Below are 17,791 nucleotides of genomic sequence, written 5' to 3' on the forward strand. Positions count from 1 at the left end.
ATGAATGCACATAGCACCTCAAATCCACTCTTCGCACTTGTTGATGTCAATAACTTTTATGTTTCTTGTGAGCGTGTATTTCAGCCAAAACTAGAAGACGTGCCGATGGTAGTGCTCTCGAATAATGATGGCTGCGCCGTAGCCCGTAGCGCCGAAGTCAAAGCACTTGGTGTGAAGATGGGCACCCCTTGGTTTCAGATGCAGGAGTTGGCTAAGAAGCATGGCATCCAAGCTCAGTCATCCAACTACACGCTATATGGGGATATGAGCAGCAGGGTGGTGCAAGTGCTCAGAACTTTTACTCCGAATCTAGAGGTCTACAGTATTGATGAGAGCTTTTTGCAAATCGAGACTGTCCTCAAGCAATATCAAGACACCATTGAGCTAGGTCAAAAGATTAAGCAAGACGTGAAAGACACCACCGGCTTACCAGTCTGTGTAGGCATTGGTGCTAGCAAGACTTTGGCAAAGCTTGCCAATCACTTGGCTAAAAAGCACAAGCAGTTTGCCGGTGTGTGTGATGTGAATGCAATGCCAGAAGAAGAGCTCTATCAGTGGATGAGCGAGACTGAAGTGGGCGAGGTATGGGGTATTGGTAAGCAAATCGCTAAAAAACTCAAAGCCCAAAACATTCACAGCGTATTCGATCTTTTGCAAACTTCTCCGCAGGCCATGCGTCAGCAATTTGGAGTGGTCATGGAGCGCCTCTGTTATGAATTGCATGGCACCTCTTGCTTACAACTAGAGGAGGTGGCGCCCGCCAAGCAACAAATCATTGCCTCACGCAGCTTTGGCAAGCCAGTGACTAGCCAGACTGAGCCTGCTCAATCAGTTGCTACTCACGTAGCGCGTGCAGCAGAAAAACTCAGAGCTCAAAACAGCACCACGGGCGCGCTTACGGTGTTTATTCAGACTAATCCGTTTAAGCAAAACGAGCCGCAGCATCATCAAAGCGTCACGATTCCGTTGGCAGACCCAACAGATAACACTTTGACGTTAACCAATGCAGCCTTGGCAGGCCTTAAGCAGATCTACCAAGCGAGCTTTCGTTACAAGAAGGCCGGCGTCATTCTGAATTTGATTGGCGATAAACCTACTGCACAGCAATCCTTATTTGAGGATATTGAGACAAGGGGTAAGTCTGCGCACCTGATGAAGACAGTGGATCAGATTAATACGCGTTTTGGTAATGCAGTGATCAGATCAGCTGCTGCCGGCACTAACAGCACCAAGCAAGAGTGGCAGATGCGATCAAACAATCGGTCGCCGAACTATACAACTCGCTGGGATGAATTGCCGGTGGCGAGATAAAGAAATTAAGCAGAAAACATCAGTAAGTAAATAACACGTAACAACGCATAAAGGAGAAGTAAATGGACGCAATAACCAATTTGATGAATAACTTCAACGGCATTTCTTTGGCAGTGATCATGATCCTGTCTTACTGCGCAGTATTAAAAAATACCAAGCGCAATGAAAGCACTAATCAGCAAGTGTTTGGTCGCAAGTATCAGTAAAGAAAAAGCGGCAGGCCTGGAAGGGGAATAAGGAAATCACGGATTCCTTATTCCCTTGCTTTTTTAGGCGGCCTTTAGTTCAAGCTTAATTCTCTTTCCCAGGGCAGTTGCTGCACTGGCAAGCGTAATTAAGGTAAGGCTGGTATCAGTTTCATCAAGAAGGCGATTTAAGGCGGCACGACTGGTATGCATTTTCTTTGCCATAGAAGTTTTCGTGATTTGTTGTTTCACCATTTCACGCTCAATTTGCCAGGCAATGACACGTTTTACTGCTACGGCAGTAGAGTGCTCAAGTAGTGATTCGTCTTTTAAGAACTGATCAAAATTGCTGCCAATATGTTTCTTCTTCATAATCCTCTCCTTAGCTGCTTTACTCTAGTTCTTGCTAAATCTAAATCAGGCTTTGGTGTCTTTTGTTGTTTCTTGATGAATCCATGTATTAGCACCATGGAGTTGCCATCAAGTAGAAATAGAATTCTGGCAATTCCGTTGCTTAGTCTGCTGCGCACTTCCCAAAGCTCGCTATCAATATGTCTCGCAAGGGGCATGCCAAGCGGCCAGCCAAACTGAATAGTTTTTATGTCTTTACCCATCACTTTTTTGTCCTTGGGGCTTAGTAGTTGAAGCCATTGCCTAACAGGCTCATTGCCAGCTTCAGTCTTAAAAAAGTACACATCTAGTATTGGCTTCTTCATTCATATAGCGTACCAATATTGATACATATATTACATCAGAAATTACTGAAAAGCTTGTAGGGGAGTTTTAATGGAAAAAACTGCCAAGGGTTAGGCCAACCCAAGCGAGAGAATTAAGGCTACTTGGCTTCTAAAGCTTTGCGTAAGTATCCAGAAACATTGTCCTGGCGCAGCAACCATTGTTTATAGTCGCTCGGTACCTGACTAATCAATTCACCCTTGTGTTTGCCATAAGGCATAGTCTTCGGAATTCTGGCCTTCTCGGACATTTCCCATAGATCATCCAATGAGACGGGATGTAGCTTATCGATAATTTGCCCAACAATCTTTGAGCAAATCCACACATCTGCTAAGGCGCTATGCGCATTGCGTAGTTGATCTCTAGCGGTGTCGCGTTCAAAGTAATACAGTAGGGCGCTTTGAGTATGGCTATCTAAATTAGGCCAAAGACTGCGTGCCAGCGCCAAAGTGCATATTCGTTTGACATCAGGACTGCCAATTGCTACCCAGTCAAAATCAATGTTGTGGCCAATTAAATATTTGGTGCCAGCCGGCAATCTAAAAGAGCTGCTGGCTGGGCAGTTCACCAACTCTTCATCCATGATGTGATGGGTGGCTAGAGCGCCTAAGCTAATCGGCTTACCTGGGTTGTATCGCTGCACCCAAGGATTGCCGACTTCAAATGGATTGAGAGAGGTGACATCAAGTGATGCCGCCTCAATGATGACCGCATCGTTCTTGTCGGTTGCTTCTACATCGAAAATAATGGCTTGGGGCATAAAGAAGTTGGTTGGCACTGGATGATCCCATTGTGCCTTGAATTGATTTAGTCTATGGTTATTATCTATTCACCCATATTAAACCCAAGGAAATATAGTGAAATCATTATTGGCTATCGTGTTGGCGTCTATCTTTTCTGTCGCATTGGCTCAACAAAAAACAGCCATTATTCAAACGGATCAGATTCAGCAAGCAATTTCTCGTGGTGCGATTATTTGGGATGTGCGCGATGAAAAAAGCTATTTAGATGGCCATATCCCAGGGGCAATTAATATAGGCGAAGTCGGTAGCGTACTGCGTGATCCAAATAAGGAAGATTACATTCCTACGGAGCAAATCCAGAAGATTTTTAACGCCGCGGGTTTAGATGTAAATCAAGATATTGTTGTCTATGGCGCACGGGGTAATCCATACGCTTACTTTGGTCTGTACACCATTAATTACTTTGGTGGAAAAAATGCACAGATTTATCACGATGGTATTGATGGTTGGAAGCAAGCAGGTCTACCGATTCAAAAGGAGCGTCAAACCCTGTCGCCAGTATCTGTAGTGCTAGTAGCTCAACCACAGTTGGTTGTGAGCAATGAGGAAATGCTCAAAATTGCCCAATCAAAATCTGCGCAAATCATTGATGCGAGAACTCCAGATGAATTCTCTGGGAAAGACATCCGAGCCATCCGGGGCGGACATATTCCAAATTCCATCAACATTCCTTTTGAAGATAATTGGCAAGACCCAGCTACGGCAATTAAGTTGGGTAAAAAGCAGGTTGCCGATAACTCTGGCATGTCCCTTAAAAATCAAACGGATCTAAAAAAACTGTATGCCAATCTGGACCCCAATAAGGAGACGGTGGTGTATTGTCAAAGCGGTGTCCGTGCCGCTGAAACCGCAGTGGTATTAAAGACCTTGGGTTTTAAGAAGGTTAAGGTTTATGACTCGGCTTGGCTTGGTTGGGGGAACAACCTTAAAGCGCCGGTAGCGGAAGAAACTTTTTTAAATGTTGGCGCACTTAACGCGAAGATGGCGGCAATGCAAAATAGGATTGGTCAGCTGGAAGAGGCATTGAAAAATAAAAGTAACTAATGCGGAATATTAAAACTCCTCATTCTTACGTCTAAATCAGCTACTACGCCTATTCGTTAAGCTCTTAAGGTTCTACGCTCACTCCTTCTATACAGAGGAGAGCTTGCCTTGCGAGTATCTATTGAGTGTTCCCATAAACAGTTGCAATTATTTAGGATCTCGCTAGATGCACGAACCGTCCTAGTTTTGCTGATTATTTGGATGATTTGGGGGGTTTTTAAGATTTTGAAGATCTTCTAAATCGCTGGGGAAGGGTGGATGAGCCAAACCCCCGGCACTGGCAGAAATTGGGTTTGGCTGCTTCGTTCCCGACCTGACCAGGTTATCCAACCCACCATGCGGGGAGGCCCATCCAATTCCATTTTAGCTTGTTAGAATGTAAGACATGACAGCATTGGCATTAGCCCGTTCGTGGCGCCCTAAAACCTTCTCTGAATTAGTCGGCCAAGACCATGTGGTTAAGGCCTTAACTCATGCCTTGGATCAGGGGCGTTTGCATCACGCATGGCTCTTTACTGGCACCCGTGGGGTAGGTAAGACGACTATTGCCCGGATTATGGCCAAAGCCCTCAATTGCACAGGATCGGATGGTTCTGGCAAGATGACTTCAGAGCCTTGCGGCAAATGTCCGGCTTGTCTGGAAATTGATGCCGGTCGCTTTGTTGACTATATCGAGATGGATGCTGCAAGTAATCGTGGTGTTGACGATATTGCCGCTCTTTTAGAAAAAGCTGCATACGCGCCAAGTAATGGACGTTACAAGGTCTACATGATTGACGAGGTGCACATGCTCACCAATCATGCTTTTAATGCCATGCTCAAAACTTTGGAAGAACCTCCAGAGCACGTCAAATTTATTCTAGCTACTACCGATCCACAAAAGATCCCAGTAACTATTCTTTCTCGTTGCTTGCAGTTCAATCTCAAGCAAATGCCAGTGCCACTCATCGTTGAGCATTTGGAAAAAGTACTTGCATCCGAAAAAGTGGAATACGAAGTCAACGCGCTACGGGTTCTGGCTAAAGCTGCGCAAGGCTCTATGCGTGATGCCTTGTCACTCACCGATCAAGCGATTGCTTATGCTGCCGGCAGGGTGACTGAAGAGTCTGTACGTGGCATGCTTGGCACATTAGATGATGCTTATCTGATTCGCATTCTCGATTGCTTAATTGCTAAAGATGGCGCAAGCCTTCTCTCAGTCGCCAATGAAATGGGAGAACGCAGCATGTCTTTTTCATTGGCATTGCAAGATCTCTCAAGTCTGTTGCAAAAAATTGCAGCGGCGCAAGTTGTTCCAGAATCTGTATTAGATGATTGGCCAGAAGCTGGCGAGATTCGTCGCTTAGCTGGTCAACTCACAAAAGAAGAAGTGCAACTCTTCTATCAAATTACGATTACTAGTCGTCCAGATCTATCGCTTGCGCCGGATGAGCAAACCGGTTTTGCGATGACGCTCTTGCGTATGCTGGCATTTCGCCCGGGTAGTAGTGGAGGAGGCAGTTCATCTCCAGCACCCTCGGCCCCGCCAGTAAATACTGCTCGCCCAGCAGTAACGTCAACAGCACCCGCAGCTAAATCCGCAGCACCAGCTGCAAGAGCATCCACTCCAGCAGCGGCTGCTCAAGCACCATCAGCGCCAGCTGCCGTAGCAAGTTCAGCTGATCGCCCTGATTGGCACGCCTTGATGCGTCAGTTGCCAGTAAAAGGTTTGGTTCAGCAGTTAGCGTTTCAGACGGAGCTACAAGATTGGAATGATTCAGCTGCAGGCGTACGCGCAACAATTGTGACGCCGATGCCGCAGTTAGCATCTGAAGCATCCGTTGCTCGTCTTGCCGATGCGCTTACTGCACACTTTGGTAAGCCAGTAAAGATCGTGATTGAAAAAGGTGAGGTCGAAGGTAAGACCGTTGCTAAGGTTGATGCCCAGATTCATCAAGAAAAAAGAATGAATGCTGAGCAAATGATCGCAGCCGATCCTTTTATTCAGCAATTAGAAAAAGAGTTTGGTGCCAAAGTAGTTGGTGGCTCTGTAAAACCCCTTTAATGCAGCCTCTTTAATTTAAATATCAATATATAAGCACTAAGGAAATAAAGCGATGATGAAAGGTGGACTTGCTGGCCTCATGAAACAGGCTCAGCAGATGCAAGAGAAGATGAAAACTGCGCAAGCTGAACTGGCCGCGTTGGAAGTAACTGGCCAAGCGGCTGGGGGCTTAGTGAAAGTAACTATCTCTGGTAAATACGAACTCAAGCGTGTACAGATTGATCCAGGTGCAATGGACGATCGTGAAATGTTGGAAGACCTCATCGTGACCGCTTATACAGAAGCATTTAAGCAAGTAGAAGCTGCTAGCGCACAAATGATGTCTGGTGCAACTGCTGGCATGCCAATGCCTCCTGGCTTCAAGTTGCCGTTCTAACTTAACCAATAGTTGAATTCTTAATGGCGCGTATAGAAGCACCTCAAGATGCACTCGGTCGATTGATCGAGGCATTACGCGTACTTCCTGGAGTGGGTCCTAAGTCTGCGCAGCGCATGGCGTTCTATCTTTTGCAGCATGATCGCAATGGCGCAGCAGTACTCGCTCAATCATTGGGCGAAGCAGTTGAAACAGTAGGGCACTGTTCTCGTTGTAATACATTTTCAGAAACGCAGATCTGTAGCACTTGCTCTGACGATCGCCGTGATCCATCACTCCTGTGCATTGTGGAAACACCTGCCGATCAAGTGATGGTGGAGCAGACCCTAAGCTTTAAAGGTAATTACTTTGTATTGATGGGGCGCCTCTCACCACTCGACGGCATGGGTCCTAATGAAATTGGCTTTGATCGCCTTCTCAATCGTATTGAGACTCCTGATACTGGTGTTCCCATTCGGGAAGTGGTGTTGGCAACGAATTTCACTAGTGAAGGTGAGGCTACAGCCCATTACATTGGCGAAGTTCTCAAAGCCAAGGGCATTAAGGTCACACGTATTGCCAGAGGTATTCCAGTTGGTGGCGAGCTCGAGTATGTGGATGCTGGCACATTGGCAAGAGCCTTGATGGATCGCCGTTAATCCCATTCTTCTTTGTTTTAAAACTTACCTTAGGTTCATTATGAAAAAATCTACCCTTGCTTTGCTTGTCGCCGCTCAATTTGGTTTATTGGCTTGCAGCTCAAACCCAACGGCCAATTTGGGTGTGAATGCGCAAAGGGTAGCAGTGTCAAACTTTGATCGTGATGGCATTCGCCTGGCTTATACGCTCGATGGCAAATTAACGAGTGTTGAGTCTATTGTTTACACGCCGATATTTGGTACAGATCCATCAGCAACGGAGAGCGCTCAAAAACGATCCGAGAAGATTTCTAAGGTGCAACTCAAAAACTTCATCGACAAGAAAACACTCACAGGTACTCTTTCAGCCAGCATCATCTCGATTAATCTTGAGCATGCAAGCTTGCAACAGAAAAGCGGCATTACGGACTCTCAAAATCTAGTAGCTTCGGATAGAGAAGTGTTCTTAGATAAAAGCGGTAAAGATGTCAATGCTAGCTCAGAGAGTTCTAAGGTTTTGGATGATGCAACTAAATTAGCCCAACTGTTGGATAAAAATACCGACTGGAGAGATGTAGATGGCGGCATGGCTCTCTCAAGCTCTAAGCCAGTCAATAATGGTCAGACACTCGAAGTAATCTATCGCTGGACTGCTAAGCCCAAGAATTAACCAGGCCTCTACACCTGGCATTTTGGGTTTTGTCGCCCATTTGCCACCAATCTGTCATTGCCACGACATAAAGACTAGGTAAATTGCCTCTTTTTGGGGATAATTTGGCCTGCGTCACCCTTGGGCTTCAATCTCAAGCTGTGTTTGCCTAGTTTTCCCCGTCGGCATGTTGCTAATGCATAGCACTGGCATCCCAATTAGAAATTGTGAATGACCCGCAAGATTTATCTACTTCTCCTGTTGAGCATGATTTGCACCTTTTTTGGCGCAACTGCGTTCGCGCAGAAGGCGGGATCAGGCTCGGACCAAATTGCAAGTTTTGCTGCGCCTATTGATGGTCTATCGACCGAGGGCGAACTCTTTGGTTTGCCTGTAAATATTCACGGTCAATCAACATATATTAATCAGCGTTACAACAATTTCACCTCTAGCTATTCAGGTGTGAATAGTATGTCTGCGCAAAAGTCGATGAGCTATACCTGGTCAGGAACTTTATTCTTTGGTGCGCGTGTAGCGCCAAATACGGATGTGTACTTCAATCCCGAGGTAATTTCTGGCGTCCCATTTTCTGGTTTAACTGGACTTGGTGGTTTTACGAACGGTGAAGCAACTAAAGCAAATGGCGCACAAGCGAAGTTTTATTCAGCACGTGCATTTTTACGTCAGACTATCAATCAGGAGGGCGACAAGGTCCTTCTTGAAAACGAAGCCAATCAAATTACGCAAACCGTTAGTAGCAATCGTGTTGTTGTGACGGCTGGACAGTTCTCTACATTGGATATTTTTGACGATAGTCGTTACGCAAAAGATCCCCGCGTTCAGTTTATGAACTGGGGCAATATGACCTATTTGGCTTATGACTATGCTGCCGACGCACGCGGCTATAGTACTGGCTTGGCGGGGGAATGGTACCTGAGTAATTGGGTTTTAAGAGCCTCTCGTATGCTTGCTCCAAAGAACCCTAACGGCCGAGATCTCAATTGGCAAATCTTTAATACCTATGGCGATCAATTCGAGGTTGAGCGTCAACATCAAATTGGAGACTTGCCTGGTAAGGTCAGTGTCCTCGCATATCGCAACAGAATGATGTTGGCTCGTTTTCAAGATGCGACCAATTATGTTATTGCGAATAATGCGCAAGGCACTCAAGCAATCAATAATGTACGAAATAATTACCAATATAAAACTGGTATTGGTATAAACGGCGAGCAAGCTCTAACGAAAGATCTTGGCATTTATGGTCGTGCCTTTACCTCAGATGGTCATACAGAAACGATGTCTTTTACTGAGGCAGATAACTCCTTGTCAGTCGGCTTGGGTATGAATGGTACAAGTTGGAGTCGTCCTAAAGATTCAATTGGAATCTCCATGATGCAAAATGGCTTGTCTAGTTACAGAAGAAATTATTTGCAGTCGGGCGGAGTGTCTTACTTTATTGGCGACTATGCAGGACCTGGCCAGTCAATTTCTTATCGTCCGGAGCGAATCGGTGAGGTCTATTACAACGCCACCGTAATTAAGAATGTTTTAGCTGGATTGAATTTCCAGCACGTCAATAATCCGGCCTATAACGCCGCTCGCGGCCCTGTAAATATCCTGTCTTTTAGGATGCATGCTGAGTTTTAACGGTTTTGCCGACTTTGTTGATAATTATTATCTTTAGAATCAATGAGATAGGGATTTCTAATTATTCGACTTTTGACTTTTGTCCCCTATAATCCATAAAACCCCCTAAAACGGGTGCAGATATGATCTAAATCCGCATTAGGGGCTAGAAAAAAAGCATTTTATTGATTTAGAGGCAGCCACATTTGTTGATTCTCGGCAAAAACAAAACTAGCGTTGTTCATCCGCTCAAAAGTGTGACTCCATTTGCTATGGCCGCCTTTGTTGTTTGCGCCTCTGTCTTTTCTGTCTCGGTATCCGCTCAATCTGCTTCTGACAATACACCTGGAAGTGTCACAGTTCAGTCTGGCGACACTTCTTTAGCAGCGCCACCATCAATTGGTTCTCAGCTTAGTGCGCAGGATCCAAAATCTAAAGCGGGTGAGTTATTTGCTCCTGTAACAAAAGCGAATACTCCAAAGATTTATACCAAGCCCATTTCATCGGGGCCGACTGAGATGGATTTGCGTCAGCTTTGGAATGAACTCAAGATTAATAATCCGCAGTTATCTTCATTGCGTGAATCCTATTTGTCTGCAAAGGCAACTGTTCCTCAAATTAATGCACCCGCTAATCCACAGGTTGGATTGGTATGGTCAGGTATGCCCGTGAATTCTCCTTTTGCATTGGGTGGCGCGAATGCTCCTTCTCCCAACAATCCTGGCGGCGGCGGTATTAGTAGCAACAACTCCATATCTGTAGCACAACCTTTTCAGTTCCCTGGCAAGAAGAGTCTTGCGGCTGACATTGCTGATACGAATGCTGAGGCCTTGCTTGCGACCTCTGAGTCAACCTATTTACAACTAGGCGCCCAACTCTCCACGTTGTACTACAACGCCTTGGCTTCGCAGAAGCAGTTACAAGTGCTTAAAGAGTCGGTTATGCGCTTGGAGATGATTAAGAATGTAGCCAAAGCGCGTTATGCGAACAATGCTGCTGCTTATGTCGAGTATCTCAATGCCCAAGTGGCACAAAGCGCTGCGCAGGCAGATCAATTTAATGTGGAGCGTCAATTACAGGTCGGCTTAAACAATATCAATACTCTGGTAGGTCGTCACTCACGCGAAAAATTAATCTTGCGCGGTGATGTGCGTCGGGCGATCAGTAGTGTTCCAACTTTGATTGAGCTTGAAGACTACGCAGAAAGCAGCCACCCATCCCTAAAGAGCTCGGCATTGCAATTGGATGCTGCGCGTAAAGGGGTAGCACTTGCCAAGAAAGCTTACTTGCCTGATTTTCAGGTGATCGGTTCGTCCTACACACCACGTGGTCCGTTCTCCGCAAACAATGGCGCCATGTTTTATCAATTCGAACTCGATCTAATTATTCCGCTGTACTTCTTTACTAAGGAAAAGTACGGAGTGGAGCAGGCGCAGCGTAATCAAGCTGCAGCTGAAGCTGGGAATATTTCGAATCGTCAGCAAATTGTATTGGCGGTAAATACTGCCTATGCGGCATACGAGCAAGCCAAGAATCAAACTCAGTTTCTGAAAGAGCGCCAAGTGCCTCAGGCTGATGCGGCATACAAAGTTGGTCTGACTCAGTACTCTAATAATGGCCAGGGATTTAATGATTTATTGACTGCGCAAACACAATTGCGTAATTTAGAAGTTGCCCTGGCTCAGGCCGAGAGCAATCTCTTGCAGGCGCAAGCAGTACTGATGGTTTCTGCTGGCAAAGAACCTTTTTAAGGAGCAGTTTTGAAAGACAAAATTCTTTCGTTTCTAAAACAATTATCTGAAAAGGCAAAGCCGATTCTGCATAAGGGCGCACATCATGGCGCCCATCATGCAAAAGTCGCTGCTGCAGGCTTGGCTGGTTTGTATTGGAATCTCACGCCGCAAAATCGTCATCGTGTGCGTCTAGCAGCTTTTGCCTTCGCTATTCTTTCCTTGGGAATCGTGGTGGGACGGGTTACTAACGTCAACCGATCTGTAAAGGTAGAAGCCTCGGATAAAGCCCTTAAGGTAGAGAGTAGTGGCATATTGGAGTTAAAGCTTCCCGGTGTAACGCTTAATCCGGAAATATATGTATTTCAGACCGCTGAAAAAGTTCAGGTTCCTGTTAATTTAAAGGTGCCTGGACGTTTGGCATTTAATGCTGAAAAATCTAAAGTGCTTTCAGCTCGTGCCCCAGGTCGGGTAGAACGCATCTATGCTTTCGATGGTGCTCAAGTGGAAGTTGGATCGCCCATCGTTGAGATGTATAGCCCAGAGTTTTTGTCCGCTCAACAAGAGTACTTACTTTCTTCTAAGACGGCCAAGGTTCTTGAGGCAAATAAAACGATGAGCGACTTGTTGGGTGATGCGCGTATCACGCAGCAGGCCGCCGCTAACCGTATGAGAAATCTTGGTGCAGGTGAAGGTGATATTAAGAACATTGAGACTACCGGTAAGACAAGCAGTAATTTGGTTATGCGTTCGCCATTAAATGGTGTTGTTGTTAAACGCGGCGTAGAACCAGGTAGCGTTGTCAATTCTGGCGATGTGATCGCTACTCTTGCCGATCCTAAGCATTTATGGTTTTTAGGTAATGTTTTTGAGCAGGATTTTCGCTTGATTAAGCAAGGTCAAAAAATGATCTTGCGTCTTGAGGCTTATCCCGACAAAGAATTTATTGCATACGCCAATTACATTGCGCCAACCATCGATCCACAAACACGCGCTTTATTGATTCGTGCTGATGTCGAAAACACCGATGATCTTTTGCGTCCCGATATGTACGCATCTGGCTTATTGACTACTGGAACGGCGGACGCGGTAGTCGTTCCGCAATCAGCCATTGTGCGAATTCGAGAGAATCGCTTTGCCATTATTAAAGTTGGCCCGGAGACATTCCGTCGTGTGCCTGTAAAAGGTTACGACCTAAACAGCAAGAGCTTTGCTATCACCGAGGGCGTAGAGCCGGGTTGGCAAATTTTGGCTGAGGGCGCCGTCTTGTTGAATGACCGCTTTGCTAAGCAGGAGGACTAAGTGAGCGTCTTCACCTCCTTTATTCGAGGAGTAATCGAGAAGCGTGTATTAGTTATTTTCGCTTCCATCGTATTGCTTGGTCTAGGTATGCTCAGTTTGAGCAAATTACCGATCCAGCCGTATCCAGGCGTTGCACCATTAACCATTCAAGCTATTTCCCAATGGCCAGGAAGAAGTACGACCGAGGTTGAGCAGCAGGTAACAATCCCTGTTGAAAATGCATTGGCAGGCATCCCAGGCTTGCAGGCATTCCGCTCAGTTTCCTTATTTGGTTTATCTGTTGTAACGCTCAAATTCAATGACACCGCCGATCCATTTAAGGCGCGTCAAATATTTGTTAGTAACTTAGCGAACGTTGCGTTCCCTCCGGGTGTAACGTCGAGCATTAGTCCAGATTCAGATGCAACAGGCGAGATCATGCGCTATGAAGTGCGCTCAGACTACGCAACTTCAACTTTGTTAAAGACTTTGCAGAACTATGAGATCTACAAAGAGCTCAAGCAAACCCCGGGTGTAGCGGACGTATCTTCGTTTGGCGGTAAGGTCCGCCAATATCAAGTGATTGTGAGTCCTGAGAGTCTGCAGGCTAAAGGTGTCTCAGTTAATCAACTAATCTTGGCCTTAACAAATGCTAATAGCAATACTGGCGGGGGCTTATTGCCTAGTGGGGAGCAACAATTTGTAGTGCGCGGTGTTGGCTTGCTTAAAAATATTGATGACATCAAGCAAGTAGTTATCACTATTAATAACGGAGTACCCATCCGAGTTGGCGACGTTGCCCGGGTTGAGATTGGTAATGCCCCGCGTTTAGGTATGTTCCAGTTCAATGACAACCCTGACTCAGTTGAGGGTATTGTTTATCTGCGTCGCGGTGAAAATGCTACTGAAGTATTGGCGCGTGTTCGTAGTACCGTTGAAAACATTAACAAACATGTCTTGCCTCCAGGCATCGAAGTAAAGCCATTCTATGATCGCCAAGTTCTTTTGGACATCACGATCGGTACTGTTAAGCACACTCTGTTCTTTGGTATCTCATTGGTATTGGCGGTATTGTTCTTCTTCTTAGGCAATATTCGCGCAGCAGCCGTGGTGGCTGCAGTTATTCCACTGGCGCTTTGCGTGTCATTTATCCAGATGCACCTGTGGAGCGTGCCGGCCAATTTGATTTCTTTGGGCGCGATTGACTTTGGCGTCATTGTTGACTCTGCTGTGATTCTGACGGAGAACGTCATGCGTCACTTGGAGGAGGGTGGAAAACGCCTCAACCAAAGCATCATTATGGCGACTAGTGAAGTGCAGCGCGCCATGATTTACTCTACTGGCATCATCATCGTAGCCTATTCGCCTCTGTTCTTTATGGGCGGAGTTGAGGGCATCATCTTTAAACCGATGGCATTTACGATGGGCTTTGCCTTAATCGCTGCGATGGTTCTCAGCCTGACATTTTTGCCAGCCATGATTTCCCTGGTATTCGGTGAAAACCTTCACCATGCGCCGCCATCATTTATTACAAAGATTTTAGGTGGCTATAAACCGTTGTTGAGAAGGTGGATGGATCGTCCATTAACTGTATTCTCTGTAGCAGTTTTTGTGTTGGGCATTACCTTGTTAAGTATGACTCGTTTGGGAACTGCGTTCTTGCCAACTTTGGAAGAAAACAATATTTGGTTGCGCGTAACCCTGCCAAATACGGTGGACTTGGATTACTCGGTGAAGATCGCAAATCAACTGCGTGAAACCTTTATGGCTCAACCTGAGATTGACAAGGTTGCAGCGCAGATTGGTCGCCCAGATGACGGCACGGACTCAACAGGTGTCTTCAACCAAGAATACGGTCTATATCTAAAGAGTCCTGACAAGATGCCAAGTGGTTCCTCTAAGAAGGATTTGATTGCCCATCTAGAGACGGAGCTGAATAAGATTCCCGGGGTCACGTATAGCTTCTCGCAATACATTCAAGATAACGTGAACGAAGCTTTATCTGGTGTTAAGGGCGAGAACTCCGTCAAAATTTACGGAACAGACTTGGATGTGCTTGATCAGAAAGCCCATGAGGTAATTGATCAGCTGAAAAAAGTTAAAGGGGTTGCTGATGAGGGCATCCTTAAAGAGCTAGGTCAACCAACGCTCAATATCCAAATTGATCGTGATAGAGCTTCTCGTTACGGTATCAATGTAAATGATATTCAGACGGTGGTAGCAAATGCCATTGGTGGTGCTGCAGTTACGAACTTGCTTGAAGATGAAAAAACCTTTGGTATTGCTGTGCGCTTAAATGAAGGTAGTCGCAATGATGTAGCGGATATTGGACATTTACTAGTTGAGGCTCCTGACGGCACCAAGATTCCTTTATCCATGGTTGCTGCAGTACAGTTAACTGATGGCCCATTCTTTATTTATCGTGAGGCAGGTAAGCGTTATATCGCGATTAAATTTAGCGTACGTAACCGTGACTTGGGTAGCGCTGTAGAAGATGCGCAATTCTTGGTTGAGAAAAATATTACCTTGCCGCCAAACTATTCCATTAGCTGGGATGGGCAGTTCAATCAAATGAAGCAAGCTCAGAAGAAGTTAATGCTGATTGTGCCGCTGGCCTTGCTGGGTATTTTCTTATTGCTTGTGAGCGCGTTCGGCAACTTCCGCGATGCATTCATTGTGATGATTAACGTGCCGTTTGCCGCTATTGGTGGCGTGATTGCGCTGCACTTAGCAGGGGAGACCTTGAGTATCTCGGCCTTCTTTGGCTTTTTGTCGCTATTTGGTATTGCGATTCAAGATGGCGTGATTCTGATTTCCTTCATTAATAAGACTGCTGCTACGGAGCATGGTCAGATGAAGGACATCATGGTTGAGGGTGCGTCCTTGCGCGTACGTCCCGTCTTGATGACGGCCGCACTTTCAGGTCTGGGTCTCTTGCCGGCGGCTTTATCGCATTCGATTGGCTCTGAGGCACAGCGTCCTTTAGCCTTGGTAATCGTGGGCGGCATGGTGACCACGACGATTTTGACGCTCTTAGTCCTGCCGGTTATCTATGGCTGGTTTAGAGGTCGTGCATTGACTGCGCCAGCAAGCAATATCTAAATACATAGTCAAAAGAAAGAATTTAAAACCATGAGCAATCGTCAACCTCACATCTTGGTATCCAATGATGATGGTTATTTGGCTCCTGGCTTGCTAGCCTTGGTTAATGCAGTGCGTCCTCTAGGCCGCATTACAGTGATTGCTCCAGAGCAAAACCATAGCGGCGCCTCAAATTCTCTGACGCTCTCTAGACCGCTATCTATTCATCGCGTAGCGGGCGGTGAACGGGATGGATTTTTCTTTATCAACGGCACGCCAACAGATTGCGTGCACGTTGCTATGACGGGTTTCTTGGACGAGAAGCCTGATTTAGTAATTTCCGGAATTAACCAGGGCGAGAACATGGGTGAAGATACGCTTTACTCAGGTACGGTAGCTGCTGCAGTAGAGGGCGTCATGTTTGGTGTACCAGGCATCGCATTCTCGCAAATTGATCGCGGCTGGAATCGGATTGAAGATGCCGCTAAAGCAGCGCATGATGTTGTGGCACAAATGTTGGTTTCTGCTTTAAGTAAAAACCACGCAGATGGGGTGGCAACATTACTGAACGTCAATATTCCAAATCGCCCTTATGCTGACTTGTATCGCTGGCGCGTTACCCGCTTGGGAAATCGTCATCATTCACAACCAGTAGTAGTGCAGGATAGCCCGCGTGGCGAGAAGATATATTGGATCGGTGCTGCAGGTGATGTAAAAGAGGGCTCCGAAGGCACTGACTTTCATGCTATCGCTGAAGGCTGCATTTCAATTACGCCAATGCAATTGGATTTGACGCACCATGCGCGTTTAGCAGCAATGCGCGCAAATGGTTGGGACCGCGGTTGAAGGCGCCGACTGAACGTTTTGCCGCTTATCGGCAAGCCTTGGCAGCTAAAGTGCATGCTGGCGGCATTAAACACGGTAAAACTTTAGAGGCTATTGCCACTGTTCCTCGTCATGCATTTATGGATGCTGGACTACATGCACAGGCATATGAGGACACCGCTTTACCGATTGGTCACGAGCAAACAATTTCTAAGCCGTCTGTAGTGGCGCGCATGATCGAATTGCTACACAAGCCTAAGACTAAGCTTGGCAAAGTATTGGAGATTGGTACTGGTTGTGGTTATCAAGCAGCAGTACTAAGTTTGTTGGCGGATGAGGTTTATTCCATTGAGCGTATTCGCCCACTACATGACATGGCAAGAGCAAAGTTACGCCCATTTCGAATTAACAATCTGCGCCTGATTTATGGCGATGGCATTTTAGGGTTGCCTCAAGCCGCACCTTTTGACGGGATTATTTTGGCTGCTGCAGGATTGGGTATTCCTGACGCCTTATTGGACCAATTAGCGATAGGTGGGCGTTTAGTTGCCCCAGTTGCCAAAAGCGAGAAAGAACAGCAGCTTGTAATGGTCGAAAGAATGAGCTCCCAACGCTATCAAAGAACTGTGCTGGACGAGGTCTTTTTTGTCCCCTTACAATCAGGGGTAGTATGAAATGTATGATGAATTCACCAATTCAAAAACTAAATTAATGCCATATACCTTATCTAAACATTTTCTGATTGCGCTGATGTCTGCCTCCTTGCTGTTGGTAGCAGGATGTTCTGTGCCTCGCACTAAGCCTGCTAGCGTTACTGATCGTACCGGCGGCTCTACTGAGCCAACGCCTCCTGGTTACTATCGAGTAAAAAAGGGAGATACCTTAGCGCGCATTGCTTTAGACCATGGCCAGGCACCGCGTGATGTTGTGCAATGGAATAAGGCTGCTAATCCTAGCTTCAATCCCAATGTGATTGAGGTGGGTGATTTAATTATGATTAAGGCACCCGCTGGTACTAAGCCTGCACGGGTTGCTGATAAAAAGTCAGATGCACCAGTGCAAGCACAAGCGACAGCACCAGAGCCTGTAAAAGCAGAAGCGGTTGCTGAACCTGGTATTCGTTTATCTTGGCCAGCTAAAGGCAAGGTAACGGGTGAATTTAGTGAAACAAATAAGGGTATTGATATTGCCGGCAAGGTCGGCGAACCTGTCCTTGCTGCATCGGATGGCAAGGTAGTTTACGCAGGTAACAGTTTGCGTGGCTATGGCAATTTAGTAATTGTTAAACATGACAACACATATCTCACTGCATACGCTCATAACAGCAAGCTCTTGGTAAAAGAGGGTGATGCCGTCCGCAAAGGGCAGAAGATTGCTGAGATGGGCGATACAGATGCCACTGCAGCCAAGCTACATTTTGAGCTGCGCGTAAACGGTAAGCCGGTAAATCCAATGCCGTATTTGCAGTAGTGTTGCAGTAAGTA

At 46.2% G+C, this 17,791-nt stretch carries 16 protein-coding genes, 1 other RNA gene and 1 pseudogene; 14 read left to right on the top strand and 4 right to left on the bottom strand.

The window, feature by feature from the left end:
- The gene (locus C2745_RS03415; protein ID WP_215385067.1) at positions 1-1,311 is read left to right on the top strand and encodes a Y-family DNA polymerase; all 1,311 of its coding nucleotides are present in this window, start codon (positions 1-3) and stop codon (positions 1,309-1,311) included.
- Between the two features lie 62 nt (positions 1,312-1,373).
- Entirely contained in the window at positions 1,374-1,517 is a 144-nt protein-coding gene (locus tag C2745_RS03420; RefSeq protein WP_215385069.1) for a hypothetical protein, read from the top strand.
- A gap of 63 nt (positions 1,518-1,580) precedes the next feature.
- On the opposite strand, the gene C2745_RS03425 is transcribed toward C2745_RS03420, so the two are convergent.
- The 3 genes from C2745_RS03425 to C2745_RS03435 all read right to left on the bottom strand — a co-directional run bounded on the left by C2745_RS03425 (position 1,581) and on the right by C2745_RS03435 (position 3,009).
- Entirely contained in the window at positions 1,581-1,868 is a 288-nt protein-coding gene (locus C2745_RS03425; RefSeq protein ID WP_215385071.1) for an XRE family transcriptional regulator, read from the bottom strand.
- Positions 1,865-2,212, bottom strand: coding sequence for a type II toxin-antitoxin system RelE/ParE family toxin (locus C2745_RS03430; RefSeq protein ID WP_215385073.1), 348 nt, complete (start codon positions 2,210-2,212; stop codon positions 1,865-1,867). Before C2745_RS03430 ends, C2745_RS03425 begins: the two co-directional genes overlap by 4 nt.
- Positions 2,213-2,331: 119 nt before the next feature.
- A complete protein-coding gene (locus C2745_RS03435; RefSeq protein ID WP_251368389.1) occupies positions 2,332-3,009 on the bottom strand; it encodes a putative quorum-sensing-regulated virulence factor in 678 nt (225 codons plus the stop codon).
- 79 nt (positions 3,010-3,088) lie between these two features.
- On the opposite strand from C2745_RS03435, the gene C2745_RS03440 reads away from it, so the two are divergent.
- A complete protein-coding gene (locus tag C2745_RS03440) occupies positions 3,089-4,078 on the top strand; it encodes a sulfurtransferase (protein ID WP_215385075.1) in 990 nt (329 codons plus the stop codon).
- 254 nt (positions 4,079-4,332) lie between these two features.
- Here the strand turns inward: C2745_RS03440 and ffs are convergent.
- An RNA gene (gene ffs / locus C2745_RS03445) (signal recognition particle sRNA small type) lies at positions 4,333-4,431 on the bottom strand.
- Positions 4,432-4,463: 32 nt separating this feature from the next.
- Here ffs and dnaX point away from each other — a divergent pair.
- The 11 genes and pseudogenes from dnaX (at position 4,464) to C2745_RS03500 (ending at position 17,777) form a co-directional block, all read left to right on the top strand.
- Positions 4,464-6,122: a DNA polymerase III subunit gamma/tau gene (gene dnaX / locus C2745_RS03450; RefSeq protein WP_215385076.1), complete on the top strand. Its 1,659-nt coding sequence runs from the start codon at positions 4,464-4,466 to the stop codon at positions 6,120-6,122.
- A gap of 52 nt (positions 6,123-6,174) precedes the next feature.
- Complete coding sequence (locus C2745_RS03455; RefSeq protein WP_072582156.1) at positions 6,175-6,498, top strand: YbaB/EbfC family nucleoid-associated protein; 324 nt, start codon at positions 6,175-6,177, stop codon at positions 6,496-6,498.
- Between the two features lie 23 nt (positions 6,499-6,521).
- Positions 6,522-7,136, top strand: coding sequence for a recombination mediator RecR (gene recR / locus C2745_RS03460; RefSeq protein WP_215385078.1), 615 nt, complete (start codon positions 6,522-6,524; stop codon positions 7,134-7,136).
- Between the two features lie 40 nt (positions 7,137-7,176).
- Entirely contained in the window at positions 7,177-7,785 is a 609-nt protein-coding gene (locus C2745_RS03465) for a hypothetical protein (RefSeq protein WP_215385080.1), read from the top strand.
- 210 nt (positions 7,786-7,995) lie between these two features.
- Positions 7,996-9,411, top strand: coding sequence for a carbohydrate porin (locus C2745_RS03470; RefSeq protein ID WP_215385082.1), 1,416 nt, complete (start codon positions 7,996-7,998; stop codon positions 9,409-9,411).
- A gap of 185 nt (positions 9,412-9,596) precedes the next feature.
- Positions 9,597-11,141, top strand: coding sequence for a TolC family protein (locus C2745_RS03475; protein ID WP_215385084.1), 1,545 nt, complete (start codon positions 9,597-9,599; stop codon positions 11,139-11,141).
- A 9-nt stretch (positions 11,142-11,150) separates the two neighbouring features.
- Positions 11,151-12,422, top strand: coding sequence for an efflux RND transporter periplasmic adaptor subunit (locus C2745_RS03480; RefSeq protein WP_215385085.1), 1,272 nt, complete (start codon positions 11,151-11,153; stop codon positions 12,420-12,422).
- A complete protein-coding gene (locus C2745_RS03485; RefSeq protein ID WP_215385087.1) occupies positions 12,423-15,503 on the top strand; it encodes an efflux RND transporter permease subunit in 3,081 nt (1,026 codons plus the stop codon).
- Between the two features lie 30 nt (positions 15,504-15,533).
- The gene (surE, locus tag C2745_RS03490) at positions 15,534-16,328 is read left to right on the top strand and encodes a 5'/3'-nucleotidase SurE (RefSeq protein WP_215385089.1); all 795 of its coding nucleotides are present in this window, start codon (positions 15,534-15,536) and stop codon (positions 16,326-16,328) included.
- 29 nt (positions 16,329-16,357) lie between these two features.
- Positions 16,358-16,981: pseudogene (locus C2745_RS03495) on the top strand (protein-L-isoaspartate(D-aspartate) O-methyltransferase); the annotation flags it as partial.
- Positions 16,982-17,018: 37 nt separating this feature from the next.
- The gene (locus C2745_RS03500; RefSeq protein WP_215385600.1) at positions 17,019-17,777 is read left to right on the top strand and encodes a peptidoglycan DD-metalloendopeptidase family protein; all 759 of its coding nucleotides are present in this window, start codon (positions 17,019-17,021) and stop codon (positions 17,775-17,777) included.
- The last annotated feature ends 14 nt before the right edge of the window (positions 17,778-17,791 follow it).

This window comes from Polynucleobacter sp. AP-Kolm-20A-A1, assembly GCF_018688315.1.
GTDB lineage: Bacteria > Pseudomonadota > Gammaproteobacteria > Burkholderiales > Burkholderiaceae > Polynucleobacter.